Annotated in this window: 24 protein-coding genes; 14 read left to right on the forward strand and 10 right to left on the reverse strand. The window is 72.0% G+C overall.

What is annotated here, in order from left to right:
- Nucleotides 1–61 precede the first annotated feature (61 nt).
- Nucleotides 62–868: a sigma-70 family RNA polymerase sigma factor gene (locus ACQPYZ_RS20870; protein WP_433158455.1), complete on the forward strand. Its 807-nt coding sequence runs from the start codon at nucleotides 62–64 to the stop codon at nucleotides 866–868.
- Here ACQPYZ_RS20870 and ACQPYZ_RS20875 read toward each other — a convergent pair.
- Nucleotides 834–1,202 carry a hypothetical protein gene (locus ACQPYZ_RS20875; protein WP_433158458.1) on the reverse strand — a complete coding sequence of 123 codons (369 nt, stop codon included), beginning with the start codon at nucleotides 1,200–1,202 and terminating at the stop codon, nucleotides 834–836. The two genes, ACQPYZ_RS20870 and ACQPYZ_RS20875, sit on opposite strands and share 35 nt — an antisense overlap.
- Before the next feature lie 201 nt (nucleotides 1,203–1,403).
- Here ACQPYZ_RS20875 and ACQPYZ_RS20880 point away from each other — a divergent pair, with 201 nt between their 5' ends.
- Genes ACQPYZ_RS20880 through ACQPYZ_RS20920 form a run of 9 tightly spaced genes read left to right on the forward strand, consistent with a single transcriptional unit; the run spans nucleotide 1,404 to nucleotide 11,190 of the window.
- On the forward strand, nucleotides 1,404–3,041 hold the full coding sequence (locus ACQPYZ_RS20880) for a carbamoyltransferase family protein (RefSeq protein ID WP_433158460.1): 1,638 nt from the start codon (nucleotides 1,404–1,406) through the stop codon (nucleotides 3,039–3,041).
- Nucleotides 3,038–4,492 carry an HAD-IIIA family hydrolase gene (locus ACQPYZ_RS20885; RefSeq protein ID WP_433158463.1) on the forward strand — a complete coding sequence of 485 codons (1,455 nt, stop codon included), beginning with the start codon at nucleotides 3,038–3,040 and terminating at the stop codon, nucleotides 4,490–4,492. Before ACQPYZ_RS20880 ends, ACQPYZ_RS20885 begins: the two co-directional genes overlap by 4 nt.
- Entirely contained in the window at nucleotides 4,489–5,481 is a 993-nt protein-coding gene (locus tag ACQPYZ_RS20890) for a glycosyltransferase family 9 protein (protein ID WP_433158465.1), read from the forward strand. The genes ACQPYZ_RS20885 and ACQPYZ_RS20890 overlap by 4 nt, the downstream gene beginning before the upstream one ends.
- Nucleotides 5,478–6,437, forward strand: a complete 960-nt coding sequence (locus ACQPYZ_RS20895) for a glycosyltransferase (protein WP_433158468.1) — start codon at nucleotides 5,478–5,480, stop codon at nucleotides 6,435–6,437. Before ACQPYZ_RS20890 ends, ACQPYZ_RS20895 begins: the two co-directional genes overlap by 4 nt.
- Nucleotides 6,434–7,636: a glycosyltransferase gene (locus ACQPYZ_RS20900; RefSeq protein WP_433158470.1), complete on the forward strand. Its 1,203-nt coding sequence runs from the start codon at nucleotides 6,434–6,436 to the stop codon at nucleotides 7,634–7,636. Before ACQPYZ_RS20895 ends, ACQPYZ_RS20900 begins: the two co-directional genes overlap by 4 nt.
- Nucleotides 7,633–8,226, forward strand: a complete 594-nt coding sequence (locus ACQPYZ_RS20905) for a D-sedoheptulose-7-phosphate isomerase (RefSeq protein WP_433158472.1) — start codon at nucleotides 7,633–7,635, stop codon at nucleotides 8,224–8,226. The genes ACQPYZ_RS20900 and ACQPYZ_RS20905 overlap by 4 nt, the downstream gene beginning before the upstream one ends.
- The gene (locus ACQPYZ_RS20910; RefSeq protein ID WP_433158474.1) at nucleotides 8,223–9,581 is read left to right on the forward strand and encodes a PfkB family carbohydrate kinase; all 1,359 of its coding nucleotides are present in this window, start codon (nucleotides 8,223–8,225) and stop codon (nucleotides 9,579–9,581) included. Before ACQPYZ_RS20905 ends, ACQPYZ_RS20910 begins: the two co-directional genes overlap by 4 nt.
- Nucleotides 9,578–10,261, forward strand: a complete 684-nt coding sequence (locus tag ACQPYZ_RS20915) for an SDR family oxidoreductase (RefSeq protein WP_433158477.1) — start codon at nucleotides 9,578–9,580, stop codon at nucleotides 10,259–10,261. Before ACQPYZ_RS20910 ends, ACQPYZ_RS20915 begins: the two co-directional genes overlap by 4 nt.
- The gene (locus tag ACQPYZ_RS20920; protein ID WP_433158480.1) at nucleotides 10,258–11,190 is read left to right on the forward strand and encodes a glycosyltransferase family 9 protein; all 933 of its coding nucleotides are present in this window, start codon (nucleotides 10,258–10,260) and stop codon (nucleotides 11,188–11,190) included. Before ACQPYZ_RS20915 ends, ACQPYZ_RS20920 begins: the two co-directional genes overlap by 4 nt.
- Here ACQPYZ_RS20920 and ACQPYZ_RS20925 read toward each other — a convergent pair.
- Nucleotides 11,123–12,091: a UDP-glucuronic acid decarboxylase family protein gene (locus ACQPYZ_RS20925; protein ID WP_433158483.1), complete on the reverse strand. Its 969-nt coding sequence runs from the start codon at nucleotides 12,089–12,091 to the stop codon at nucleotides 11,123–11,125. The genes ACQPYZ_RS20920 and ACQPYZ_RS20925 overlap by 68 nt on opposite strands.
- Before the next feature lie 106 nt (nucleotides 12,092–12,197).
- Here ACQPYZ_RS20925 and ACQPYZ_RS20930 point away from each other — a divergent pair, with 106 nt between their 5' ends.
- The gene (locus tag ACQPYZ_RS20930) at nucleotides 12,198–12,653 is read left to right on the forward strand and encodes a hypothetical protein (RefSeq protein WP_433158486.1); all 456 of its coding nucleotides are present in this window, start codon (nucleotides 12,198–12,200) and stop codon (nucleotides 12,651–12,653) included.
- Between the two features lie 4 nt (nucleotides 12,654–12,657).
- Here the strand turns inward: ACQPYZ_RS20930 and ACQPYZ_RS20935 are convergent, their stop codons facing one another.
- The 8 genes from ACQPYZ_RS20935 to ACQPYZ_RS20970 form a co-directional block, all read right to left on the reverse strand.
- On the reverse strand, nucleotides 12,658–13,173 hold the full coding sequence (locus ACQPYZ_RS20935) for a pyridoxamine 5'-phosphate oxidase family protein (RefSeq protein ID WP_433158488.1): 516 nt from the start codon (nucleotides 13,171–13,173) through the stop codon (nucleotides 12,658–12,660).
- An 11-nt stretch (nucleotides 13,174–13,184) separates the two neighbouring features.
- On the reverse strand, nucleotides 13,185–13,655 hold the full coding sequence (locus tag ACQPYZ_RS20940) for a DUF4383 domain-containing protein (protein WP_433158490.1): 471 nt from the start codon (nucleotides 13,653–13,655) through the stop codon (nucleotides 13,185–13,187).
- Nucleotides 13,656–13,985: 330 nt separating this feature from the next.
- Nucleotides 13,986–14,597, reverse strand: coding sequence for a DUF3618 domain-containing protein (locus tag ACQPYZ_RS20945; RefSeq protein WP_433158493.1), 612 nt, complete (start codon nucleotides 14,595–14,597; stop codon nucleotides 13,986–13,988).
- The gene (locus ACQPYZ_RS20950) at nucleotides 14,573–14,998 is read right to left on the reverse strand and encodes a phage holin family protein (protein ID WP_433158496.1); all 426 of its coding nucleotides are present in this window, start codon (nucleotides 14,996–14,998) and stop codon (nucleotides 14,573–14,575) included. Before ACQPYZ_RS20950 ends, ACQPYZ_RS20945 begins: the two co-directional genes overlap by 25 nt.
- Nucleotides 14,995–15,819 carry a hypothetical protein gene (locus ACQPYZ_RS20955; protein WP_433158498.1) on the reverse strand — a complete coding sequence of 275 codons (825 nt, stop codon included), beginning with the start codon at nucleotides 15,817–15,819 and terminating at the stop codon, nucleotides 14,995–14,997. Before ACQPYZ_RS20955 ends, ACQPYZ_RS20950 begins: the two co-directional genes overlap by 4 nt.
- Before the next feature lie 345 nt (nucleotides 15,820–16,164).
- Nucleotides 16,165–16,950, reverse strand: coding sequence for an SDR family oxidoreductase (locus ACQPYZ_RS20960; RefSeq protein WP_433158500.1), 786 nt, complete (start codon nucleotides 16,948–16,950; stop codon nucleotides 16,165–16,167).
- Nucleotides 16,951–16,989: 39 nt separating this feature from the next.
- Nucleotides 16,990–18,351 carry a serine/threonine-protein kinase gene (locus tag ACQPYZ_RS20965; protein WP_433158502.1) on the reverse strand — a complete coding sequence of 454 codons (1,362 nt, stop codon included), beginning with the start codon at nucleotides 18,349–18,351 and terminating at the stop codon, nucleotides 16,990–16,992.
- A gap of 197 nt (nucleotides 18,352–18,548) precedes the next feature.
- Entirely contained in the window at nucleotides 18,549–19,154 is a 606-nt protein-coding gene (locus ACQPYZ_RS20970) for an Rv1733c family protein (protein ID WP_433158504.1), read from the reverse strand.
- A gap of 228 nt (nucleotides 19,155–19,382) precedes the next feature.
- Here ACQPYZ_RS20970 and ACQPYZ_RS20975 point away from each other — a divergent pair, with 228 nt between their 5' ends.
- The 3 genes from ACQPYZ_RS20975 to ACQPYZ_RS20985 all read left to right on the forward strand — a co-directional run bounded on the left by ACQPYZ_RS20975 (nucleotide 19,383) and on the right by ACQPYZ_RS20985 (nucleotide 24,687).
- Entirely contained in the window at nucleotides 19,383–20,048 is a 666-nt protein-coding gene (locus ACQPYZ_RS20975) for a sigma-70 family RNA polymerase sigma factor (protein WP_433158507.1), read from the forward strand.
- 5 nt (nucleotides 20,049–20,053) lie between these two features.
- Nucleotides 20,054–21,811, forward strand: a complete 1,758-nt coding sequence (locus ACQPYZ_RS20980) for a glycoside hydrolase family 15 protein (RefSeq protein ID WP_433158509.1) — start codon at nucleotides 20,054–20,056, stop codon at nucleotides 21,809–21,811.
- Between the two features lie 176 nt (nucleotides 21,812–21,987).
- Nucleotides 21,988–24,687: a LuxR C-terminal-related transcriptional regulator gene (locus ACQPYZ_RS20985; protein WP_433158512.1), complete on the forward strand. Its 2,700-nt coding sequence runs from the start codon at nucleotides 21,988–21,990 to the stop codon at nucleotides 24,685–24,687.
- Nucleotides 24,688–24,715: the final 28 nt, after the last annotated feature.

Raw genomic sequence — 24,715 nt, forward strand, 5'->3', positions numbered from 1 at the left:
TGGTCCGGCCGTGGTTCAACCCTAGCCACCTCCGCCGGACAGTGATTCTCAGGCGGCTCACATGTCGTTCATTGCCCAGCAGCCCCGGTCGTCCGCACCTGTCGTGGACAGCACCGAGACCCGCAGCGAACTGGCGGCGGCTGCGGAAAGACTCCTCCGGGAGGCCGCGACCCTCACCGGAACCCGGCGGGACGATCTGCTCGATCAAGCGATTGTTGTTTCCGTGCCGCTCGCCCGCACGTTGGCGAGCCGCTACTACCGGCGCGGTGTCGACGCCGAGGACCTGGACCAGGTCGCGTACGAGCATCTGGTCAAGGCCGCCCGCAGCTACCGGCCGACCGACGGCTCCGACTTCCGGTCCTTCGCCATCCCGACCATCCGGGGCGGGATCCGGCATCACTTCCGCGACCATGCGTGGGCGGTCAAGATGCCGCGCCGGCTGCAGGAGACGCAGACCCGGATCAGCGCGGTCGAGGGTGCGCTGGCGGCCCGCCTCGAGCGCTGGCCGACGTCGCACGAGCTCGCCGAGGCGCTCGACCTGGACGTCAGGGAGGTCGTGGAGGCGCAGCGCGCCCAGGGGTGCTTCACCCCGTCGTCGCTGGACACTCCCCTGCACGACGGCTCGTCGGTGACGCGTGGCCAGCAGGTCGCCGATCCCGCGGACACCTACCAGCTCATCGACCAGATCGAGTCGTTGCGGCCGGTGGTCGACGGTCTGGCGGCGCGCGACCGGCTGATCTTCCAGCGGCGGTTCCTCGAACACCGGACCCAGGCCGAGATCGGTCACGAGATCGGCGTCAGCCAGATGCAGGTCTCCCGGCTGCTCGGCCGGATCATGCTCCAGTTGCGTCTGGCGCTGTCGGTCTGACGGCCGGGTCGCCGTTGGCCAACGGTGATCCCGGCAGACGCGTGGCCTGGTCCGCGAGGATCAGGCCCGCCTTCTGCAACAGCTCGCCCGCACTGACGAGCAGCCGCGCGTCGTGTTCGCTGACTCCCGACTCCGGCCGCCGGTCGGCCAGGCAGACGGCCAGCGCCTCGGCAGCAGTCACCAGGCGGCTCAAGGCGTCGAGGTCGGCCGTCCATTCCTCCGGCGAGGGCTGGGCCACCGACTCGAGGAGACGCTGCGCCGAGTACAGGGCACCGGCCGCGCCGCGGATCCGGGCCGCGTTGCTCTGCGGACCATCGATTCCCGGGTATGCCATCCGGTCGTCACCGCCTTTCGTCTGTCGGGAGCTGCGGTGGGTGGGGTCGCAGTACCCAGGCGCAGTACCCATACGCACACCCAAAGTTGCGGATCCCTTGATTTCCGCCGGATTCCGGACGAGCAGCGCTACTGGCGGTGTACAAGCACTTCGACCGGGTACTGCGGCCGTTCTCGTCGACCAAGGGGAGGTTCGAGCCGGATGCGAGTGCTCGGAGTGAACGCGATCTTCCACGATCCGTCGGCCGCGCTGGTGGTCGACGGACGGATCGTGGCCGCCGCCGAAGAAGAGCGGTTCAGCCGTCGCAAGCACGGCAAGCGGCCGGTGCCCTGGTCGGCCTGGGAGTTGCCCGAGCAGGCGATGCGCTGGTGCCTGGACCAGGCCGGCCTCCGGCCGCAGGATCTCGACCTGGTCGGCTACTCGTTCGACCCCGCCCTGTGCGTCGACCTGGCGGACCTCGGCGTGACCGACCCCGGCGACGCCGTCCGCACCGACTACGCACGCCGGGCTCCCAAGTTCCTGGCCGCGGCCTTGCCCGGCCTCGATCCGGACAAGGTCCAGTTCGTCCAGCACCACGTGGCGCACGCGGCATCGGCCGGGTTGGCCGCGCCTTTCCAGGACAGTGCCTGCCTGGTGCTCGACGGCCGCGGCGAACGCGCGTCCCACCTCGCCGGGCGCTACCGCGGCCCGGACCTCGAGGTCTTCGCCGCGCAGGAACTCCCCCACTCACTCGGCCTGCTCTACGAGGACCTGACCGAGCACCTCGGCTTCCTCCGGTCCAGCGACGAGTACAAGGTGATGGCGCTGGCGTCGTACGGCAAGCCGCGGCATCTGGACGACTTCCGCGAGCTCGTCCGGGCCACCGGGGACGGCGGGTTCGTCACCGAACCGATCGACTGGGAGGCGTACGCACCCAAGGCCCGCAAGGGCGACTCGCTCGGCGACGCACACGCCGATCTCGCCTGCAGTGCGCAGCAACGGCTCGAAGAGGTCCTGCTCGACCTCGCCCGGTGGTTGCACGACCGCACCGGCGCACGGAACCTGACGATGGCCGGCGGCACGGCGCTGAACTGCGTCGCGAACTCCGTGCTCGCCAGACGCGGTCCGTACGACGAGATCTGGGTGCAGCCCGCGGCGGGCGATGCCGGCACCTCGCTGGGCGCGGCCCTTCACCTGAGCGCCGGAGCCGGTCGTACGCCGGAGCCGATGACGACCGCCGCACTCGGCCGGGGCTGGTCCGACGACGAACTGGCTGCCCGCTTGGCGCAGGCGTCGCTGCCGTTCGAGACCCCGCGCGACCTCGCCGCGACCGTGGCCGACGCCTTGGCGGGCAACGCGGTGGTCGCCTGGTTCCAGGGCCGGTCGGAATTCGGGCCGCGGGCCCTCGGCCACCGGTCGTTGCTGGCGCATCCCGGCGATCCCCGCAACCTGGAGCGCCTGAACGACATCAAGGGCCGCGAACAGTTCCGGCCGATCGCGCCGCTGGTCCTGGTCGACCGGGCGGCGGAGATCTTCGACGGCCCGCTGCCCAGCCCGTACATGCTGTTCGTGCACGACGTCGTCGGCGAGTGGCGGGAACGGATCCCCGCGGTCGTGCACGTCGACGGCACCGCACGGATCCAGACCGTCGACCCGGCGGCCGAGCCGCTGCTTGCCGAGCTTCTGCATGAGTTCGACCGACGCACCGGACTGCCGGTCCTCGTCAACACGAGCCTCAACACCGCCGGCCGTCCGATGGTCGACAGCCCGTCGGACGCCCTCGAACTGTTCGGATCGACCCCGGCCGACCTGCTCGTCCTCGGACCGCATGTCGTCCGCCGCGCGGAGTCGTTCCGATGACGAGTTGGACGGTGGTCGTGCCCACCCTGGGCCGTCCGTCCTTGTCCGACCTGCTGGCCGACCTCGCCGCGCAACCGCATCAACCCGACCAGGTCGTGCTCGTCAACGACGGACCGGACCCGCTGACCGCGGGCTCGGACGACCTCCTGATCGCCGTCCGCTCGAGCAACGGCCGCGGTCCGGCGGCCGCCCGCAACCTCGGTTGGAAGGCCGCCGGCACCGAGTGGGTGGTGTTCCTCGACGACGACGTCCGGCTGCCAAGCACCTGGTCGGCGGACCTGCTGGCAGACCTTGGCGCCGCGAGCCCTGAGGTCGCGGGTGTCCAGGCCAAGATCCTCGTACCCGATCCGGAGGGACGGCGGCCGACCGACTGGGAGCGCAGTACGGCGGGGCTCCGGAACGCGCACTGGGCAACGGCGGACATGGCCTACCGGACCGTCGCACTGCAGGCGGTTGACGGGTTCGACGAACGCTTCCGGCGCGCGTACCGAGAGGATGCCGACCTGGCCCGGCGCATCCGTAACGACGGCTGGCGGCTGGTCCGCGGTGAGCGGCATATCGTCCACCCGGTACGCCCGGCCGGCTTCTGGATCAGCGTCCGCGTGCAGCGGGGCAACGCCGACGACGCGCTGATGCGTGCCGTCCACGGGCCACGCTGGCGGGTGCGCACGGAGTGCCCACCGGGACGGTTCCCACGGCACGTCGCCACCGTGGCCGCAGCTGCGCTCGCACTGAGCCGCTACCGGCGTTCAGGACTGCTCCTCTGGCTGATCCTGTACGCCGACTTCGTCGTACGCCGGATCGCGGCCGGCCCACGTACTCCTGCCGAGACGGGCCGGATGGCGGTCACCTCGTTGCTGATCCCCTTCGCCGCAGTGGGCCACCGGATCGCCGGCTGGTGGCGGTTCCGCGGGAGCGGCGCCTGGCCGGAGCCGGTCCGGGCGGTGCTGTTCGACCGGGACGGCACGCTCGTGCACGACGTCCCGTACAACGGCGACCCGGAGAGGGTCAGTCCGGTCGACGACGCCGCCGAATCGGTCGAACGGCTTCGGTCGGCGGGCCTGCGGATCGGGGTCGTCACCAACCAGTCGGCGATCGGCCGCGGCCTCGCGACCGCGGCGCAGGTGTCCGCGGTCAACGACCGGATCGACCGGCTGGTCGGACCGTTCGACACCTGGCAGGTCTGTCCGCACACCGTCGAGGACGAGTGCGGCTGCCGCAAACCGGCCGCCGGGCTGATCCGGTCCGCTGCCCGGAGTCTCGGCGTACCACCCCGGCAGATCGTGGTGATCGGTGACATCGCCGCCGATCTGGGCGCCGCGGACGCCGCCGGTGCCCGGTCGATCCTGGTACCGAACGGCCGGACGCGCCCGGAGGAGATCCTGGCCGCCCGGCTCACGGCGCCCGACCTGCGGACCGCCGTGGACCACGTCCTCACGAGGCTCCGATGAGGAGCGTCCTGGTCGCCCGGCTGGACAACGACGGCGACGTACTCCTCGCCGGACCGGCGGTCCGTGCGATCGCGGCCCGGGACCGGGTCACGCTCCTGGTCGCACCCAGCGGCGAGCAGGCCGCGCGCATGCTTCCCGGTGTCCGCGATGTGCTGACCTGGCCGTGTCCGTGGACGGGATTCTCGCCGCCCGCTGTGGACCGGCGCTCGGTCGACACGTTGATCGACGCGCTCGGGCTCGAACACTTCGGTGCGGGCTTCGTGCTGACGTCGTACCACCAGAGCCCGTTGCCGCTGGCGCTCCTGCTGCGGCTCGCCGGACTGAAGTACCTCGCGGCCAGTTGCGAGGACTACCCGGGCGCACTCCTCGACCTGCGTCACCGGCCACGGCCGGGCCACGAGGTCGAACGCAACCTCGACCTCGTCCGCGCGGCCGGATACGAGCTGCCCGCCGGGGACGACGGAGCCCTGCGCGTGCGGAGCGTCCTGCCTCCGCCACCGCGCGGGTACGTCGTCGTCCACCCGGGCGCCTCCGTCCCGGCCCGGACGGCGAGCCCCGGCTGGTTCCGCGCCCTCGTCACCGCCCTCGCCCGGACCGGTCATCGCGTGCTCGTCACCGGTTCACCGGCAGAGCGCGAGCTCACCAGCTTCGTTGCTGGGAGCAACGGTATCGACCACGGCGGGACGACGGGCTACGCCGAACTGGGCGCGTTGCTCGACGGCGCCGACTGCGTGGTCGTGGGCAACACGGGCCCGGCGCACCTGGCCGCCGCGGTCGGCACACCGGTGGTCTCGCTGTTCGCGCCGGTGGTGCCGGCCGATCGCTGGGCGCCCTGGCGGGTGCCGTCGATCCTGCTCGGCGATCAGCAGGCGCCCTGCCGCGACACCCGCGCCCGCGAGTGCCCGATCCCCGGTCATCCCTGCCTGAACAGTGTCGCGATCGAGGAAGCGGTCATCGCGGTGCGCAAACTCCTCGAGGAGGTCACGTGAAGATCCTGGCCTGGCATGTGCACGCGTCCTGGATGACGTCGTTCGTCCAGGGTGAGCACGACTACCTGGTGCCGCTGGTCCCGGACCGCGGACCCGACGGCCGCGGACGGGCCCTGACCTACGAGTGGCCGTCGTCGGTCCGCGAGGTGACCCCCGCGGAACTCGCCGCCGAGGAGATCGACGTCGTCGTCCTGCAGCGTCTCGAGGAGCTCGAGCTGTTCCAGCGCTGGTCGGGCCGCGCGCTCGGCCGCCGCGGAGTGCCCGCCGTGTACGTCGAGCACAACACGCCTCGCGGCGACGTCGACGAGTGGATCCATCCGCTGTCCGCCCGGTCGGACATCCCGATCGTGCACGTCACGCAGTTCAACGCGATGGCCTGGGACAACGGTCTCGCGCCGACGGTCGTCGTCGAGCACGGCGTACCTGACTACGGCTACCAGTACACCGGCCGGCTCGACTCGCTCGCGGTCGCCGTCAACGAGCCTGTACGGCGCTGGCGCGTGGCCGGCCTGGACCTGGTGCAGCGCGTCGCTCAGCGGGTGCCCGTCGGTGTCTACGGGATGGGCTCGGAGCAGCTCGCCGGCCGCTTCGGACCAGGACTGGCTGCGACCGACGACCTCTCGCAGAAGGAACTGCACGCCCGGACGGCGGAGCACCTCGCCTACCTGCACAGCTGCCGCTGGACCAGTCTCGGGCTGTCGCTCGTCGAGGCGATGACCCTGGGCTGTCCGGTTCTCGTGATCGCCGCGACCGCCGCGGCCGAGTCGGTGCCTCCGCACGCCGGCGTCGTCAGCTCCGACGCCGACATACTGGCGCGAACTGCCGTGCGCTGGCTGGCCGACCGGGACGAGGCCCGCGAGGTCGGGCTCGCGGCCCGGCAGCACGCGCTCGAGCGCTTCGGCCTGCCCCGCTTCCTCGACGACTGGAACCGAATCCTGAAGGAGGTGTGCCGATGAGGATCGCGATGATCTCCGAGCACGCGAGTCCGCTGGCAGTTCTCGGCGGAGCCGACGCCGGCGGCCAGAACGTCCATGTCGCGTCGCTGTCGCTGGCCCTGGCCGAACGCGGCCACACGGTCGACGTCTACACCCGGCGCGACCATCACGCCACGCCCGAACGGATGCGTCTCGGTCCCGGTGTCGAGGTGATCCAGGTCCCGGCGGGACCACCGCGGCCGGTCGCCAAGGACGACCTGCTGCCGTACATGGGCGAGTTCGGCGACTGGCTGACTGTGTTCTGGGCCGACCGGACGCCGGACGTCGTGCACGCCCACTTCTGGATGTCCGGGGTCGCGTCCGCACATGCTCGCCGGCGGATGCCGTTGCCGAGCGCGCAGACCTTCCATGCGCTCGGGTCGGTCAAGCGCCGTCACCAGGGACGCCAGGACCCGAGTCCGGACGAGCGCGTCGACATCGAGACGGCGCTCGCCCTGCGGTCCGATGCCGTGATCGCCACCGCGACCGACGAGGTGCGCGAACTTCTCGCTCTGGGAGCACCTCCCGAGGTCATGCACGTCGTACCGTGCGGGGTCGACGCGTTTCCTCCCGTGCCACCGTCCGACAGCCGCTGGCGCTCCGGCCGCGGCCGGATCCTCTCACTCGGCCGGCTGGTCGAGCGCAAGGGTGTGGACACCGTCATCGCCGCACTCGCCGACGTCCCCGAGGCGGACTTGGTCGTGGCCGGCGGTCCGCCGACCGGGTTCGACGCCGATCCGGAGGTGCTGCGACTGCGGGCCGTTGCCGCGGAGGCGGGGCTAGCCGATCGTGTCTCGTTCATCGGCCCGATCAGCAGGACCGAAGTACCCGGACTGCTGCGGTCGGCCGACGTGGTTGCCTGCACCCCGTGGTACGAGCCGTTCGGGATCGTGCCGTTGGAGGCGATGGCCTGCGGGCGTCCCGTGGTCGCGTCAGCGGTCGGCGGTCTGTTGGACACGGTGATCGACGGGGTGACCGGAATGCACGTGCCGCCACGGGATCCGGCGCGGCTGGCCGTCGTACTGCGGGAGTTGCTCGCCGATCCTGGTCGCCGGGACGCGCTCGGTGCGGCCGGGCACGCCCGGGTCCTGGCGGAGTACACCTGGCCGACGGTGGCCGAGGCGACGGAGGGCGTGTACCGGCGGATCGTGTCTCCGGTGACCTCGGGGAGGGTGGGATGACGGTGAAGTTCGGCACGTTGACCGAGCACCTCGACCGGCTCGGCGACGGGTTGGCGAGCCTGGCGAAGCAGAACGACGTCCTCGACCGGTGGGCCGAGACGCTGGCCGTCACGTTCGCCGCCGGGAACCACCTCCTTGCCGCAGGCAACGGTGGCAGTGCGGCCGAGGCGCAGCACCTGACCGCCGAGCTGGTCGGCCGGTTCGAGTCCGGACGCGCGGCGCTGCCCGCGATCGCGCTGCACGCGGACACGTCGGCGTTGACGGCGATCGGCAACGACTTCGGCCAGGAGCAGGTGTTCGCCCGGCAGGTCGAGGCGCACGGGCGTCCGGGCGACGTACTGATCCTGCTGTCGACCAGTGGCGCCAGCCCGAACCTGCTGGCCGCCGCCCGGGCCGGCCGCCTCGCCGGCCTGCAGGTCTGGGCGATGACCGGTCCCCTGCCGAACCCGTTGGCCGGAGAGGTCGACGAAGCGCTGGCGATCGAGTGCGCCGCCCCGACCGCGGTCCAGGAGGCGCAGCTGATCGCCATCCATGCACTCTGCGCGGCGCTCGAACGTGTCTTGCTCCCGGAGCCGGAGGTCCGCCGATGATCACCCGAGTGCTCGTGATCGGCGACGTACTCCTCGACCGCGACATCGACGGCGAGGTGCACCGGGTCTCGCCGGAAGCACCGGTCCCGGTGGTCGAGATCGGTGCCGAGGCCGAACGCGCGGGCGGCGCGGGCCTGGCCGCCTCGCTGCTGGTGAACCGGCCGGGGATCGAGGTTCGCCTGGTCACTGCTCTGGCCGACGACGAACCGTCCAAGCGGCTGTCCGCGCTGCTGACCGAGCAGCTGCCGGTCACCGTGATCGCGAGTACGCCGGGCACCCGGTGCAAGACCCGGATCCGCAGCGCCGGTCAGTCCGTCCTGCGGATGGACGTCGAAGCCGAGGCGGCGATCATCGACCAGCCGGACCTCGAGGCCCTCGAGGCGGAGCTGGAGGACTGCGACGCGGTCCTCGTGTCCGATTACGCCGGCGGTCTGGTCGGCCATCCGGGTGTCCGGTCGGTCCTGCGCCGCTGGGCGAGCCAGCGCGCGATGGTCTGGGATCCGCATCCGCGCGGCGCCGAACCGGTCCCGGGCCTGTGCCTCGTCACTCCGAACAAGGCCGAGGCGCGACAGTTCTCGCAGCTGCCGACGGGATCGCTCGACCAGCTCGCCGAGCACCTGCGCGACCAGTGGCAGGCGTGGGCGGTCGCCGTGACCGACGGCGCGGCCGGGGTGTTCCTGTCGTCCGGCGGCAGTCCGACGACCTTTGTCCCGGCGCCGTTTCGGCACCAGGGCGACGCCTGCGGGGCGGGCGACCGATTCGCGGGCACCGTCGCCGCCTCACTCGGCGCGGGCTCGGTGGCCCGTACGGCGGTCACGGACGCGGTCGACGACACCGCCCACTGGCTGCGCGCCGGCGGAGTGAACGCGCTCGTCCCCGCCGAACGCGTCCTCGACTCCGAGCAGCTCACGGCGGCCGACCTCATCCGGCGGGTGCGCACCGCCGGCGGCACCGTGGTCGCGACGGGCGGCTGCTTCGACGTCCTGCACGCCGGTCACATCGCCGGTCTGGAAGCGGCCCGGCAGCTCGGCGACGCGCTCGTGGTGCTGGTGAACTCCGATGCGGGCGTGCAGCGGCTCAAGGGCGCCGGCCGGCCGGTGAACCCGATCGAGGATCGTTGCCGTGTACTCCGGTCGCTGCGGTGCGTGGACGCGGTCGAGGTGTTCGGCGGCGACACCCCGGCGGAGCTGCTCGACCAGCTCCGCCCCGACATCTGGGTCAAGGGCGGCGACTACGACGCCGAGTCGTTGCCTGAGGCCCCCATCATTCGCGGCTGGGGCGGCCGGGTGGTCGTGGTTCCGCTGCTGCCCGGCCGCTCGACCAGTGCGATCCTCGACGGAAGGAGCATTCGATGAGTGTGGAACGAGTCGCCGTGACCGGTGGCGCCAGCGGCCTGGGCGCGGCGGTCGTCCGGGCCGTGGAGAAGGCCGGCGGTACGGCGGTCGCGCTGGACCGGCAACCACCTGGGGAGGACGTGCGCTGGGTCGACGTCGACCTGTCCGACCCGGCGGCCGCCGAGCCGGCCGTTGCCGAGGCCGAGCGCCTGATCGGTCCGCTCACCGGCGTCGTCACCGCGGCCGGCATCGACTCCTGCGGCCTGATCGAGCAGGTCCCGCTGGAGGACTGGGTCCGCGTCGTCACCGTGAACCTGATCGGTACGGCGGCGATCGCGCGGGCCGCCGTACCGCGGCTGGAGAGCACCCGCGGCCGGCTGGTCACCGTGGCCTCGACGCTCGGACTCCGGGCCCTCAGCGACGCGACGGCGTACTGCGCCTCGAAGTTCGGCGTGGTCGGGTTCTCCCGGGCGCTCGCGGTCGAGACGGCCGGACGGGTCGGCGTGACGATGGTGGTGCCGGGCGGCATGCGGACCAGCTTCTTCGACGGACGGCCGGACCAGTACAAGCCCGGGGACGACGCCATGCTGAACGATCCGGCGGTCGTCGCCGACACGATCGTCTACGCGCTCGGGCAACCGGCCGGCGTGGAGATCCGCGAGCTCGTGGTCTGCCCGTCGGTGGAGCCGTCCTGGCCGTGACGGCGCCCGTTCTCGTCCTGCGTGCGCTCGGTCTCGGGGACGCGCTGACCGGCGTACCCGCTCTGCGTGGTCTTCGCCGACTGGCTCCGGACCGGCCGTTGCTGCTGGCCGGTCCGGACAGGATCGGAGGGTGGCTGGCGGACCAGGGGATCGTCGACGACGTGCTGCCGACCACGAGTTTGGCGGACCGGCCACCCGGCCGTGCACTCGGCAGCCACCTCGCCGTCAACCTGCACGGGCGCGGTCCGGAGAGCCACCACCTACTGCAGCGTGGCCAGGCGGCCGACCTGCTCGCCTTCGACTGTCCGGCCGCGTCGTACCACAGCACGACGCGGTGGCGACCGGACGAGCACGAGGTCGACCGGTGGTGCCGTCTCGTCATCGATGCCGGCGGCAACTGTTCGGCGGAGGATCTCCGACTCCCCGTCCCCGCGGCGCCGGCCACGGGTCTCGTCGTCGTGCATCCGGGCGCGGCAGCACCGGCACGGCGATGGCCGGTCGACCGCTGGATCGCGGTTGCCCGGGAGTTGCACGCCGACGGGCTCGACCTGGTGGTGACGGGCACCGAACGCGACCTTTGCGGCGCGATCGCGCGGGCGGTTCCTGTGTGCGATGCGAGCGGCAGCCTTCCGCTCGAGGAACTCGTCAGCCTGGTTGCCCAGGCAGGGCTCGTGCTCAGCACCGACACCGGGATCGCTCACCTCGCGACGGCGACCTGCACGCGTTCGGTCACTCTCTTCGGACCTACTCCCCCGGCCTGGTGGGGGCCGGCGATCGACGCCGAGTTGCACACGGTCATGTACCACGGCAGCAGTCCCGGCGATCCGCACGCCGATCGTCCGGACGAGGCGCTGCTCCGGATCACCGTGCCGGAGGTGCTGACTGCGGCTCGGGCACAGCTGTCCGGAACCACGCCACGGTCTTCTTGAGCCCGTCCCGCCACCCGACCTGCGGCTCCCAGTCCAACAGCTTCCGGGCCCGCGTGGTGTCCGGCCGGCGTACGGCGGGATCGTCGACGGGCCGGTCGACGAACGTGATGCCCGAACTCGTCCCGGTGACCGCGATGACGTCCTGCGCGAGACCGAGGACCGAGCGCTCGTCCGGGTTGCCGATGTTGACCGGGCCGGCGTGATCGCTGAAGGCCAGCCGCAGGACGCCGTCGACGGTGTCGCTGACGTAGCACACCGAGCGGGTCTGGCTGCCGTCGCCGGCCACGGTCAGCGGGTCGCCGGCCAGCGCCTGGCGAATGAACGTCGGGATCGCCCGGCCGTCCTCGGGGCGCATCCGCGGGCCGTAGGTGTTGAAGATCCGGACGATCGCGGTGTCGAGCGACTCGCTCGTCCGGTACGCGGTCGTCAGCGCCTCGGCGTACCGCTTCGCCTCGTCGTACACCCCGCGCGGGCCGAGCGGGTTGACGTGGCCCCAGTACTCCTCCGGTTGCGGGTGCACCTGCGGGTCGCCGTACACCTCCGACGTACTGGCCAGGAGGAAGCGGGCGCCCTTCTCCTTGGCGAGGCCGAGCGCGTGCCAGGTGCCGATGGCACCGACCTTCAGGGTCTGGATCGGCAGGCGGAGGTAATCGATCGGGGACGCCGGGCTGGCGAAGTGCAGCACCAGGTCGACCTGGCCGGGGACGTGCAGGAAGTCGGTGATGTCGCAGCGGGTCAGGGTGAAGGCCGGGTCCGGCAGGAGGTGCGCGACGTTGCCGGGCACGCCGGTGACGAAGTTGTCCAGGCAGATCACCTGGTGGCCGTCGGCGAGCAGTCGCTCGCACAGATGACTGCCGAGGAAGCCCGCCCCACCGGTCACCACAACGCGCTGTCCGGTCATCTTCGATTCCTCACTCCTCCCGTGTCGACGAGCGCGGTCGGTACCCACGCGGGGCGGCTCCACACCCGCGGGATTCCACCGGTACGGCGACGGGTACCGGCCGGCCATGACTGAGCCGGCCGACCTGCAGCCCGACCTCGACGTCCAGCCGGCACCGGAGGGGCACGAGCGGCCCGACGGTGTCGACGACCTGACCGTCGCGGCGGTCGGAACGCTGACCGACGCGGTGGAGACCGCGATCCGGGCCCGCGGTCACCTGTACGCGTTCCACCAGCTCACCGGCCGCGCGGACCACCGCCTCGACGATGCCGTCGAATTGCTGCGCGAGGCCGGCCACCACGACCTCGCGGACCGGATCACCACCGAGCTCATCGGCCGCAACGTGATCCCCGGCCACTGGACCTTCCAGATCATCGAGGCGTACGACGACCACTACTTCGGCCTGTTCACCGAGCTCGAGAAGCAGGCCCGGGAGCAACTCACCGGCGGCAAGCGGCACCTCAACGAGGCCGAGATGAAACAGCGCCGCGTGACGCCGAACCATCCCGGCCACGAACTCTGAGGAGCTACCGAGTCGTCGACCCGGCGCCGCCGGGAAGGTCGACCTCCTCGTTCTCCGCGGGGAACTTGTCCGGGTTCTTCGTCACCGCGGCCCGGACCCCGCCGATCAGCCGGACGACCTTGCTGCGCGGGGCCGACCAGTACTCCGCACTCTCGGCGCGCACCCTGATCAGGATCAGTTCGGGCGTCTCCAGGCCGTCGGGGAACCAGGCCTGCAACAACGGGGACCAGAGCTCCTCGGCCTTACCACGGTCCTGCACGACTTCCGCCGTACCCGCGACCGAGGTCCACTCGCTCTGCTTGTCGTTGGAGAAGCTCACGTTGACCTGAGGATTCGTCCGCAGCTGGTCGACCTTGGCGGAGTCCGAGGCGGCGAAGAACCACAGGTCGCCGTCGAACTCGACCTCCTGCAGCGCCATCGGACGGGAGAGGTGACGACCGTCGGCCGTCATCGTGGTCAGCATGCAGATCGTTGCCCGGTCGACCAATTCGGCGACCTTCGCCATCCCTTCGTCGGCCATGTCCGCCGTGCTCACGGGTGCGTGGACCGGGTCGAGGCCGCCGGCTGGGTAGTGCGGCGGGTGAGCAGTACGCCGAGCAGGATCATTGCGAGCCCGAGGGCGAGGTGCAGCCAGTTGTCGGCGGTGTTGACCGGAACGAAGTTCGCCGCGCTGGTCTGGTCGATGACGAGGCCGTAGATCCACAGGATCAGGTAGACGGCACCGCCGCCGATCAGGTAGTTCCTGGCACCGCTCACGGTGCGCGCCAGCGCCAGGCCGGCCACGCCGAACAGCAGGTGGACGATGTTGTGCAGAACCGACACCTGGAAGATGCCGAGCAGCAGCGCGTCGGAGTGGTGACCCGCGAAGCTCATGGTGTCGTAGTCGGTGGTGATCCCCGGGACGAACCCGAGGACGCCGACGGCCAGGAAGACGACCGCCACCCCGAGCGCCGCCTTCTGAACCGGCGCGGACGCGCGCCGGGTAGTCGTTGCGTCGGACATATCGAGCCTCATTTCTCCGTAACAGGACCCCGCCGCGGTACCCCGTTCCCCACCCTGTATCCGCGACAACACACCCCGCTCCCGGCCCCAAGGTGCGCGGGATGCGGGCCGGGCGTGCGCGGTGCTGAGGCCGGGCGTGCGCGGTGCGGAGGCCGGCGTGGGTTGCGGGGAGGACGTGGGCCGGCCGCGGGCTGCGGTCGGTGATCGGCGGTGGCTCCGCCCAACGCGCCTGATCAGGCCGCGGCCCGCGACCGGGGTTCACCGACGGCCGGCCCCACCCGGGACCGGCCGTCGTCACTCGTCGGCCGGCGAGCCGGCCGTTGTTGGTGGTTAGGTGGTGGAGCCTGATTGGCGGACGTTGTCGGCGGACTGTTGGGCGTCGCCCTTGACCTGCTGGGCTGCCGACCGGCTTTCGTCCGCCACGTCGCCGGCGGCCTGGGACGCGGACTGCTTGACGTTCTCGACGGCTTCCTGCGCCGGCTCCTGCAGGTGCTCCTTGACCTCCTGCGCCACCTGGGCGGCCTGCTCCTTCACCGGACCGGCCGCGTCCATCGCCCTGTCCTTGGCGTCCTGCGCGAGCTCGCGTTCCTTCGTCGACGCCGGCATCGCCGCGGCCACGACCCAACCGGCCGCGAACGCGATCACTCCGGCGGCCAACGGCGTACCCCGCGTCCTGGACCGCGCCATATCAGGCGCCGAGGTGACCGCATCACCGACCTTGCTGCCGGCGTCCTGCACCGTCGACACCGCCGAGCCGGCCGTGTCGCCGGTCGAGCCCATCACCTGCTCCTTCAGCCGATGGACGCCGGACTTCGCGCGATCCACCCGCCGGCCGACCACGCGGCCCGGGCTGACCTTCTCGGTCAGGGCGTCGACGTCCCGGCCGACGTTGCGGCGGGTCGCCTCGATGTCCCGCTTCAGCTGTTCCGGGTCTTCAGCCATTTCGCGTCCTCCTTGAGTGATTCGACCGTCTGGTCGGGTTTCGGGTTGACGTCCCGCAGTTCCTTGCGTCCCGTCGACGCCAGTACGGCGGCGACGATCGCCCAGACGGCGGCGACGATGAGCGCCGCCCAGACCAGGTCCATCACCTCGTCCAGGGCCCACATCACCGTGAGCGAGACGAACAGCGCGACCATCCAGCCGGCGAACGCCGCGCCGCCGAGCATGCCCGCGCCCTTGCCCGCCTTCTTCGCCTCGACCTGCAACTCGGCCTTCGCCAGCGCCAGCTCCTGGCGGGTCAGCTGCCCGAGGTCGTTGGTCAGCTGGGAGACGATCTGACCGACCGACTCGTCCATCGACAACCGGTCCGGACCGCTGTCGGGTGGGGATCCGCCGACGGTCATCGGGGTTCCGATCCCGGCCCGAACCGCGGCGTCACCGGCGCTCCGGGATCCGGGTCCGGCGCGACCGGGGTGGGCTCGGGCGGCGGTGTCGTGGTCGGCGCCACCGGCGGAGCGGTCGCCGGCGCCGGCGGCGGGACCAGGTAGTCGTCGCCCTGGCCTACAGGCCCGTTCCCCGTGTCCATACCGCCTGCCGTACCACCGGCGACGCCACCCGAAATGCCACCCGACGTGTCGCCCGGCATCCCGGTCGACATGCCGCTCGAGGTGGCCGGCGTACCGCTGGACATGCTGCCTGACCTGCTGACCGAGGTGTCCGCGCCGCCGGAGGCCAGGGCGCGGGTCAACCGGCCGGCGACGACGCCGGCGGCCACCGCCGCGAGCAGGAACGTGCCGGGCTTGCGCCGCGCGAACCCACGGACCTCGTCGAGCAGGTCACCCGGCTCGTGCTTCTGCAGGAAGTCCGCCGCCTGGTCCGTCAACTCGGCACCGCGGTGGGCCAACTGCGCCCCGAGACCGGACTGACCGTGCTCGGCCATCCCCCGCAGTTCGTCGCCGACCGAACGGAGGCTGTTCGCCGCCCGCTCCTTCTGCTGACCGGCCTGCTGCACGAGCTCGTCCCGGGTCTGCCCGGCCATCCGCCGGGTCTCCTGGCCCAGGTCCGACTTCACGGTCGAGGCCTTGTCCTTGACGGTCCCGGCCACCTGACGAGCGGCCTCGGCCGACGTTTCCTTCAGCTGCCCGGCCTCGTCCCGGGCTGCCTCGGCCACACCTTCCGCGGGTGGACTACCGGCGTCCATCCGCTGGTTCGTCGTGGGCGTCATCTGATGACTCCTTCCAGGAGCATGAGTGGTCTGGCGCGCGAGCGCATGCGACTGATCGGCCGCCGCCGGACCGGCGACAGCTGAGAAGAGAAAGGGGCGTGGCGTGCTCACCACGCATCGAGAAGGCGGCGGCACACTGTCGTACCACCTCTGAACTGCCGGGCCAGTACCCAGCGGCGGACCCACCAATCCCCCCGCACATGCAGGCGGAACACGCCCGAGCAGGCGATGCATTCGTTCGCCTTCAGCGGGGCACAGCGCTGCTAGGTGGCCACTGAGTCCGACGGGGATGAGGCCACCAGGTCGGGTGGGTTGAGACCACAGCCCACCCGACCGCCCGCAACCTCAGGGCCGGCGCCAGGCGGGATCCGAGAGGTGGCTGCCGGCCATCGGGCCCATCTGCAGCATGCCGCCGTCCGCGACCACGCTCGTGCCGGTGACGTACGACGCCTTGGCCGAGGCGAGGAACGCGATCACCGCGGCGATCTCGCGGGCGTCGCCGGGACGTCCCAGCGGAACCCCCGGACGGTCCTTGCCGTGCGGGTCCTCGTCGGTCTGGCCGGTCATCGGAGTGGCGATCTCGCCCGGCGCCACGGCGTTCGCGGTGATCCCGTACTCCCCGAGCTCGAGGGCCAGCGTCTTCATCAGCAACCCGAGTCCGCCCTTGGCCGCGTCGTACGGCGCGGCGCCGACCCGCGGCTGGTGCTCGTGCACGCTGGTGACCGCGATCAGCCGTCCGCCGCGCCCCTGGTCGATCATCCGCCGCGCGGCCTTCTGCAGGCAGAGGAATGCACCGTCCAGGTCCACGCTGAGGACCTTGCGCCAGTCCTTGTAGTCGAGGTCGACCGCGAGCTCACTCGTCCCGGTGCCGCTGTTCGCCACGAGTACGTCGATGCCGCCCAGCCGCTCGATCAACCGGTCGATCGCATCGGCCGCGTCCGGCAGGACCTCGAGGTCCAGCTGCTCGACCTCGGCCGACCTCCCCAGGCCGCGGACCTCCTCGGCGGTCTCCTCGGCACCGGCCTGGTCGCTGTGCCAGGTGATCCCGACGTCGAAGCCGTCCTGTGCCAGCGCGACCGCGGTCGCCTTGCCGATCCCACTGTCCGATCCGGTGACAATCGCTTGAGGCATGCGCCCGCGGTACCCGCCGGGTAGCCGGGAAAACCTGCGCTAGTCCGAGGCAGGCGGTGTGCCGGTGCCTTGTCCCGCAGGAGTCGGAGAGTCGGAGGCCGGGGTGCTCGGTTCGGGAGTCTCGGACGGCGGCGGGGTCGAGGAGGTCGTGGTGGTCGACGTCATTCCCTGAGTCGGCGACGTGGGGGTGTCGCTGCTCCGCGGCGGGGTGCTCGACGTCGTTCGGCTCGGGGCCGTCGTACTGGGCTCGGTCATGGTCGAGGTCGACGGAGTGGTCGAGGCAGGCGACTGCGATGGGGCCTGGGACGTCGGCGCCGACGTGGTCCGGTCCGTCGTGGTGGTGGATCGGGTCGGGTCGTCGGTGGTGGAGGTCCTCGGTGTGGTTCCCGGCGTACTGGAGGTCACGCCGGGCTGCGGGCCGACGTCGGTCGTCGGTGGCACGCCTGGATCCTCACGGTTGAGCAGGACGCCGGCGACGACCGCGCCGGCAGTCGCGAGTACGGCGATCGCGCCGGCCAGGAGCACCCGCTTGCGTCCCTGGCCAGGCGGCTCGAGCACTGGGGTCACGGGAGTCGACGGCTCGGCCAGGACGGTCGCGGGGACGACAGCAGGTGCAGCCGCTGGGACCACCGCGAGCGGTTGGGCGTCGCCCTGGGGACACAGCGCGCCGTCCGCGATCTCGGCGGCGGACGGGCGGTCGGCGGGATCCTTGGCGAGCATCTGGAGGAGAACGGTCTCGAACGGTCCGCCGAGCTCCGGCTGCTCCAGGCTTGGCGGTGCCGGGGCCGCGTCGACGTGCTGGTAGAGAACAGCCGTCGGGTGTTCGGCGGTGAACGGCGGTCGGCCGGTCACCAGCTGGTAGAGCACGCACCCGAGGGAGTACACGTCGGACGCCTTGCCGGCCTGGCCGCCGCGGGCTCGCTCCGGAGACAGGTACAGCGTGCTGCCGATGATCTGCCCGGCGGCCGTCAGCGTGGTCGCGCCGTCCCCCGGGACGTGCGCGATGCCGAAGTCCGCGACCTTGACCGTGCCGTCCCCCGCGAGCAGCAGGTTGCCAGGTTTCACGTCCCGGTGGACGACGTCCTCCCGGTGTGCGGCTGCCAGGCCGGTGGCGGCCTGCTCGACGATCTCGATCGCCCGATCCTTCGGCAGCGGTCCCTGGGCGGCGAGCTCGTCGGCGACCGTCCCGCCCTCGACCAGCTCCATCACCAGGAAGAACCCGTCGTCGTGATTGCCGAAGTCGTACACGGAGACCACGTGGGGGTCGCTCAGCCGCGCGGCGGCGCGCGCCTCCCGGTGGAACCGCTCGGCCGCCCGCGGGTCGCGGTCCGACGGCAGCAGCACCTTCACCGCGACCGCACGCCCCAACTGCTCGTCGACGGCGCGGAAGACCTCCCCCATGCCTCCGCGCCCGATCGACGGACCCAATCTGTACCGCTTCGCTACCAGCATTCCGACACCCGTACCCAGCCCGACCGAAAACCAACCCGCGTCCTGCGGCGATCACTTGTAGCCGAACGCGTGCGGTGGGTCGCCGAGTTCCCGGGCGCTTAAATCGCGGACCGGTTGAGGTCTAGGCCACTGGGTTGGACTCAGTACTACGGACGCGTCCAGCGGACCGAGACGCGTTCCCACTCGCGGGCCCAGTCCTCGGCACGGCGGCGGTCGAGTGGTCGCCGGGCCAACCGGAATGTTGCCCATAGCAACGGCCAGGCGAGCATCGGCAGCGTCATTCCGGCGGAGGTGCCGAGGGCCGCGCTGTCGGCGGGCTCCCTGGGCGCGCGGGTGAGTGCGCCGGACGCGTCGAGCCAGACCGTCAGCTCGGCGCCGGCCTCGGTGCCGATCACGACGTCGGCGGTCCCTTCCCGGGCAACCCCCGACGGGTCCAGCCAGCCGATGCGAACCGTCGACGTCACCTGCCCGGGACTCGACGGCACGGCCTCCGCGGTGCTCTCCAGGGTGCGCGCCGGCACGGACTGCAGCAGCGCACGGTGCCGGTCCGCCTTCTCCTCGGCGCGGGCGGTGATCGTCGTACCGAGGACCACCGCCGCGGGAACCACGAGGAGCGCGGCTACGAGCGCGCTGACGAGCAACGCCGACTCGAGCCTGTCCACCCTGCGGCGCAAGGGATTGCGGCCGAACCCGAGGCGCCGGAGGTACATCAGGACCGACAACTCGGCCCGGCGCGGGTGGGTGGTGCTCATCGCGGCCTCCTCGATCGACTCCGCAAGGCAAGACAGGACAGCCACCCGGTTTGTGACGCCGTTTGCCGTCGGCAACGCGGTCCGTGGTGCGTGGCCGGGCCCACGCACCACGTGGTGGCGGCGACCACGGAGTCGCCCACGGACTTCCCAGGGCGCGAGCGCGCGGGCGGCACCGGACTGTGAAAGAGGGGGCCGGAGAAACCTGTCAGAGCGGGAGAAGGGCCGAACGTGAACGCCGCAACGGTGAAGGAGACACTAGACCACGAAGCCACGGGCGCGGAACGGCTGACCGGCGACCTCGACGAGGCCGTCGAGCTCTTCGTCCGCGCACGACCCCGGCTGATGGCGATCGCCTACCGGATCCTCGGCAGCACCGCCGAGGCCGAGGACGTCGTCCAGGAGACCTGGCTGCGCTGGCAGAAGGTCGACCGCACGATCGTCGAGAATCCGCAGGCGCTGCTGGCGACGATGACCACCCGGCTCGCGATCAACGTCCGGCAGTCGGCGCGCAGACGCCGCGAGACCCCGGTGGAGGCCTGGACCCCCGAGGTGGTCGACCCGGCCGACGACCCGGCGAACCGCGCCGAGCGCGGCGACGCGGTCGAGCAGGCGGTGGCCCTCCTGATGGCCAGGCTCACGCCGAGCGAGCGGGCGGCCTACGTACTGCGGGAGGCGTTCGACTACCCGTACCGGCAGATCTCCGAAGTGCTCCACCTGGGCGCCGCGAACGCCCGCCAGCTGGTCTGCCGGGCCCGCCGCGCGATCGCCGACGAAGGTCGCGCGGCCGTGGAGACGGCCTCGCACCAGCACCTCCTGCACGCCTTCCTCACCGCTGCCCGGGGCGGCGACTTCACCGACCTGGAAGAAGTCCTGGTCGCCGATCTGGCCAGTTGAGTGCGATGGCCGCTATCGAGGACTACGCACTGATCGGTGACCTGCGGACCGCGGCCCTGGTCGGCGCCGACGGATCCATCGACTGGCTGTGCCTGCCGCACTTCGACTCCCCCGCGGTGTTCGCGGCGCTGCTCGGCGATGCCGGCCACGGCCGCTGGACCCTCGCGCCGGTGTCCGGTGGCCGCTGCACGCGCCGCGACTACCGGGCCGACTCGTTGATCCTCGACACCGAATGGGTGACGTCCGGGGGCCACGTCCGGGTGACGGACTTTATGTCCCCGACGGGTCCTGAGGGCGAGGTGGTGCGCATCGTCGAGGGACTGTCCGGCAGCGTCCACCTGCACACCTCACTGACGCCGCGGATGGACTACGGCCGCGTCGTACCAGTACTTCGTAGCGTCGACAGACACGTCGTCGCCACGGCCGGCGAGGACACGGTGTGGCTGTCGAGCAGTGTCGGCCTCAGCCTGTACGCCGGCTCCGCGAGCGCCGACTTCGTGGTTGCGGCCGGCGAACGGGTGTCGTTCGTCCTGACCCACGGCGGTACGTCGCCGACCGACCCCGCGCAGGCCCTGGCGGAGACCGCGTGGTTCTGGGAGCGGTGGATCGCCAAGTGCACGTACGACGGTCCGTGGGCGGATGCGGTCCGGCGCTCGCTCGTCGTCCTCAAGGCACTCACCCACGCGCCGACCGGCGGGATAGTGGCCGCGGCGACGACGTCGTTGCCCGAGCACATCGGCGGCACCCGGAACTGGGACTACCGGTTCTGCTGGCTGCGGGACGCGAGCTTCACGCTGGAGGCGTTCCAGGCCGCCGGCTACCTGGACGAGGTCACCGCCTGGAGCGAGTGGCTGGCGCGGGCGGTCGCCACCGACCCCGACGACGTACAGATCATGTATCGCCTGGACGGCGGGCGCCGCCTGGACGAGCGGAGCGTCGACTGGCTGCCCGGGTACCAGGCGTCGGCGCCGGTGCGGATCGGCAACGCGGCCGCCGGCCAGGTACAGAACGACGTCTGGGGCGAAGTACTGGACGCGCTCCCGGGGGCAGACACGGCGATCCACCGCCTCCTCCGCGAGCGGCTCGAAGACAACTGGCAGGAACCCGACCACGGCATCTGGGAGGTCCGCGGACCGCGGCGCCACTTCGTCCACTCCAAGGTGATGGCCTGGGTAGGCGTCGACCGCACCGTCCGCTTCCTCGAGCAGCAGCCGGACGCGCCCGAATCCCTGCAGCGGCTGCGGAACCTCCGCAAGACCATGCACGAGGAGATCTGTCATCGCGGCTTCAGTACGGCGCTCCGCAGCTTCACCCAGTGCTACGGCTCCCAGCGCCTCGACGCGGCCGGTCTGCTCCTCCCCCGCTACGGCTTCCTCCCGTGGACCGACCCGCGCGTGGTCGGCACCGTGGACGCGATCCAGTCCCAGCTGACCCAGGACGGGCTGGTCCTGCGGTACGCCGTCGGCGACGGCCGGCCGAACTGCGACAGCATCCAGGGGACCGAGGGCGCGTTCCTCGCCTGCTCGTTCTGGCTGGCCGACGCGTTGCACGGGATCGGCCGCACGGACGAGGCCGAGGCGCTGTTCGACCGATTGCTCGCCCTGCGCAACGACGTCGGTCTGCTCAGTGAGGAGTACGACGTCGCGACCGGGCACCACCTCGGGAACACCCCGCAAGCGTTCAGCCACGCAGGGGTGGTCACCACCGCCCTCCGGCTGGGCAGTCGTCGCCCGGACTTCGCGCCCGTCGCCATCGCCAGCTGACCTCGCGACCGCTCCGACCGAAAGCTCCCCCGCCTGGGTGGCCGGACCGTGGGTTCGTTGCACGCCCGCGCCGCGGCCGGATAGGCTCTGCCTCCAGGCGGTGGGCGATGGTGATCGATAACCGGGGTGTTCGGCTGCAGGGTCGCCGGCGTGAATCCGAGACTCTCGACGGGCTCGTGGCCGCTCTGGGAGCCGGGCAGAGCGCGGCGCTGGTCCTGCGCGGGGAGCCCGGCATCGGCAAGACGGCTCTGCTGGACTACCTCCATTCCCAGGCGACGTCGTTCCGGACGATCCGCGTCGCCGGCATCGAGCCCGAGCTGGAGCTGCCGTACGGCGGTCTGCACCAACTCTGTGCGTCCCTGCGGACCTACCTCTCCAACCCCCGGTACGAGGCTCTGACGACTGCGATCGGCCTGAGTGCGGGTGACGCACCGAACCGGTTCCAGGTCGGTCTCGCCGTGCTGAGTCTGGTCACCGAGGTCGCCGAGGAGCGGCCGTTGGTCTGCCTGGTCGACGACGCGCAGTGGCTCGACCGGGAGACGATCCAGACGCTCGCCTTCGTGGCCCGGCGCCTGGGTGCCGAGCGGGTCGCGCTCGTGTTCGCCGTCCGCGAGACCGGGGACACCCGTGAGCTGGCCGGCCTCCCGGAGCTCGTCGTCGAGGGCCTGGGGCACGACGATGCCCGCGCGCTCCTCGACCGGGTGGTCACCGGCGCACTGGACGAGCACGTGCGGGACCGGTTCGTCGCCGAGACCCGAGGCAACCCGCTGGCCCTGATCGAGCTTCCCCAGTCGATGTCGGGGCTGCTCGCCGGCGGGTTCGCGCTGCCCGACGCCAGGCCGCTGGTGCCACAGCTCGAGGAGGGCTTCGTCCGGCGACTCGAGCCGCTCGGCGCCGACACGCGCCTGCTCCTGCTGGTCGCAGCGGCCGAGCCGGTCGGTGACGTGGCACTGCTCTGGCGGGCGGCCGAAGCGCTCGGCATCAAGCCCGGCGCGGCCGCGAGCGCCGAGTCGGCCGGCCTGCTGGAGATCGGCGCCCGCGTCATGTTCCGGCACCCGCTGCTCCGCTCCGCCGTCTACCGGGCCGCCTCGGGCGAGGATCGGCACACCGTCCACGGCGCCCTCGCGGACGCCACCGACGGTGGTCACGATCCCGACCGCAAGGCCTGGCACCGGGCGCACGCCACGCTGGGTCTCGACGAGAGCGTGGCCGCCGAGCTGGCGGCCGCGGCCCGGCGGGCGCAGGGACGCGGCGGCGTCGCGGCGGCCGCCGCCTTCCTCGAGCGCGCCGCCGAGCTGACCCCGGACTCGGGCCGCCGGGCCGAACGGTCGCTCGTCGCCGCCGGGGCCAAGTTCAGGGCCGGCGAGTTCGCCGCCGCCGACACGTTGATCGCGACCGCGGAGATCGGGCCGCTGGACGACCTGCCGCGCGCGCACCTGGTGCGCCTGCGCGCCCAGATCACCTTCGCGCGGCGGCGGAGCCTCGCTGCCTGTCCCCTGCTCCTGGACGCGGCCGGGCGACTGGAGGCCCTCCACGACCCGTCCGCGCGGGCGGCGTACCTGGAGGCACTCGGGGCCGCGATCGTCACCGGCAGCGCCGACGCGGTCGAGACGGCCGCGAAGGCGGCTCGCACAGCGGCGCCCGCTCCGCCGCCGGCCAAGCCGACGGATCTGCTGCTGGACGGGCTGGCCGTGCGTTTCACCGAGGGGTACGCGGCCGCCGTCCCGATGCTCAGGTACGCGCTGCAGGCCTGCCGGGACGAGGCGGTCGCCGGCGAGACCAACCTGGTCGAATGGTTGTGGTTGAGCTGCCCGGTCGCACCCGAGCCGATCGCCCCCGAACTGTGGGACGACGAGACCTGGCACCAGCTGGCCGATCGCGCGGTCGGCCTGGCGCGCCGGTTCGGCGCTCTCGGCCTTCTTCCGGTCACGCTGTCGTATCGGGCGGGGGTGCACCTGCACGCCGGCGAGTTCACGTCCGCGGCGGAGCTGATCAGCGAGTCGGACACCATCGCCGCGGCCACCGGGAACGCGCCGGTGCGGTACGCGCGGCTGATGCTTGCCGGCTGGCGCGGCGACGAGGACGCGGCGCGGCCCACGATCGAGGCCGCGGTCAAGGAGGCGACCGACCGCGGCGAGGGCCGGGCGCTCGCGTTGGCCAGACATGTGAGCGCGGTGCTCTACAACGGTCTCGGGCGGTACGACGCCGCCGTCGAAGCCGCCGGCCGGGCGTGCAGTCAGGAGGATCTCGGATTCTCCGGCTGGTCGCTGTCCGAGCTCGTCGAGGCCGCCGCGCGCGCCGACGTACCGGAGACGGCGGGCGAGGCGCTGCGGCAGCTCGAGGAGTGCACGGAGCCGGCCGGCACCGACTGGGCGCTCGGCATCCTGGCCCGCGCCCGCGCGCTGCTGGCCGAGGGCGCCGCCGCCGAGGCGTTCTACGAGGAGGCGATCGAACGGCTCGGGCGCACGCGGGTCGCCGTACACCTGGCGCGCGCACACCTGGTGTACGGCGAATGGCTGCGCCGCGAGAACCGGCGGCAGGACGCACGGTTCCACCTGCGCGTCGCGTACGACAGCCTCAGCGACATGGGGGCGCGGGCGTTCGCGGAGCGGGCTCGACAGGAGCTGGCGGCGACCGGGGAGACCGCCCGCCGGCGTGAGCCGCACACCCAGCGCGTCCTGACCCCGCAGGAGGCGCAGATCGCGCACCTGGCCGCGAAGGGTCATACCAACCAGGAGATCGGCACCCAGCTGTTCCTGAGCCACCACACGGTGGAGTGGCACCTGCGCAAGGTGTTCAGCAAGGTCGGCGTCAGCTCACGGCGGCAGCTCACCACCACCCTGATCGACGCCGTCGCCCCGGTCTCCGTCGCCTGATCCCTCCTAGGTGACACGGCGGCCGTGT

Source organism: Kribbella sp. CA-247076 (assembly GCF_050942445.1).
Lineage (GTDB): Bacteria > Actinomycetota > Actinomycetes > Propionibacteriales > Kribbellaceae > Kribbella.

Bases quoted from the DNA above. Each gene is read 5' to 3' on its own strand.
- ACQPYZ_RS20870 (WP_433158455.1), top strand. From the start codon at position 62: ATGTCGTTCATTGCCCAGCAGCCCCGGTCGTCCGCACCTGTCGTGGAC.
- ACQPYZ_RS20875 (WP_433158458.1), bottom strand. From the start codon at position 1,202: ATGGCATACCCGGGAATCGATGGTCCGCAGAGCAACGCGGCCCGGATC.
- ACQPYZ_RS20880 (WP_433158460.1), top strand. From the start codon at position 1,404: ATGCGAGTGCTCGGAGTGAACGCGATCTTCCACGATCCGTCGGCCGCG.
- ACQPYZ_RS20885 (WP_433158463.1), top strand. From the start codon at position 3,038: ATGACGAGTTGGACGGTGGTCGTGCCCACCCTGGGCCGTCCGTCCTTG.
- ACQPYZ_RS20890 (WP_433158465.1), top strand. From the start codon at position 4,489: ATGAGGAGCGTCCTGGTCGCCCGGCTGGACAACGACGGCGACGTACTC.
- ACQPYZ_RS20900 (WP_433158470.1), top strand. From the start codon at position 6,434: ATGAGGATCGCGATGATCTCCGAGCACGCGAGTCCGCTGGCAGTTCTC.
- ACQPYZ_RS20905 (WP_433158472.1), top strand. From the start codon at position 7,633: ATGACGGTGAAGTTCGGCACGTTGACCGAGCACCTCGACCGGCTCGGC.
- ACQPYZ_RS20910 (WP_433158474.1), top strand. From the start codon at position 8,223: ATGATCACCCGAGTGCTCGTGATCGGCGACGTACTCCTCGACCGCGAC.
- ACQPYZ_RS20915 (WP_433158477.1), top strand. From the start codon at position 9,578: ATGAGTGTGGAACGAGTCGCCGTGACCGGTGGCGCCAGCGGCCTGGGC.
- ACQPYZ_RS20925 (WP_433158483.1), bottom strand. From the start codon at position 12,091: ATGACCGGACAGCGCGTTGTGGTGACCGGTGGGGCGGGCTTCCTCGGC.
- ACQPYZ_RS20930 (WP_433158486.1), top strand. From the start codon at position 12,198: ATGACTGAGCCGGCCGACCTGCAGCCCGACCTCGACGTCCAGCCGGCA.
- ACQPYZ_RS20935 (WP_433158488.1), bottom strand. From the start codon at position 13,173: ATGGCCGACGAAGGGATGGCGAAGGTCGCCGAATTGGTCGACCGGGCA.
- ACQPYZ_RS20940 (WP_433158490.1), bottom strand. From the start codon at position 13,655: ATGTCCGACGCAACGACTACCCGGCGCGCGTCCGCGCCGGTTCAGAAG.
- ACQPYZ_RS20945 (WP_433158493.1), bottom strand. From the start codon at position 14,597: ATGGCTGAAGACCCGGAACAGCTGAAGCGGGACATCGAGGCGACCCGC.
- ACQPYZ_RS20950 (WP_433158496.1), bottom strand. From the start codon at position 14,998: ATGACCGTCGGCGGATCCCCACCCGACAGCGGTCCGGACCGGTTGTCG.
- ACQPYZ_RS20955 (WP_433158498.1), bottom strand. From the start codon at position 15,819: ATGACGCCCACGACGAACCAGCGGATGGACGCCGGTAGTCCACCCGCG.
- ACQPYZ_RS20960 (WP_433158500.1), bottom strand. From the start codon at position 16,950: ATGCCTCAAGCGATTGTCACCGGATCGGACAGTGGGATCGGCAAGGCG.
- ACQPYZ_RS20965 (WP_433158502.1), bottom strand. From the start codon at position 18,351: ATGGGGGAGGTCTTCCGCGCCGTCGACGAGCAGTTGGGGCGTGCGGTC.
- ACQPYZ_RS20970 (WP_433158504.1), bottom strand. From the start codon at position 19,154: ATGAGCACCACCCACCCGCGCCGGGCCGAGTTGTCGGTCCTGATGTAC.
- ACQPYZ_RS20980 (WP_433158509.1), top strand. From the start codon at position 20,054: ATGGCCGCTATCGAGGACTACGCACTGATCGGTGACCTGCGGACCGCG.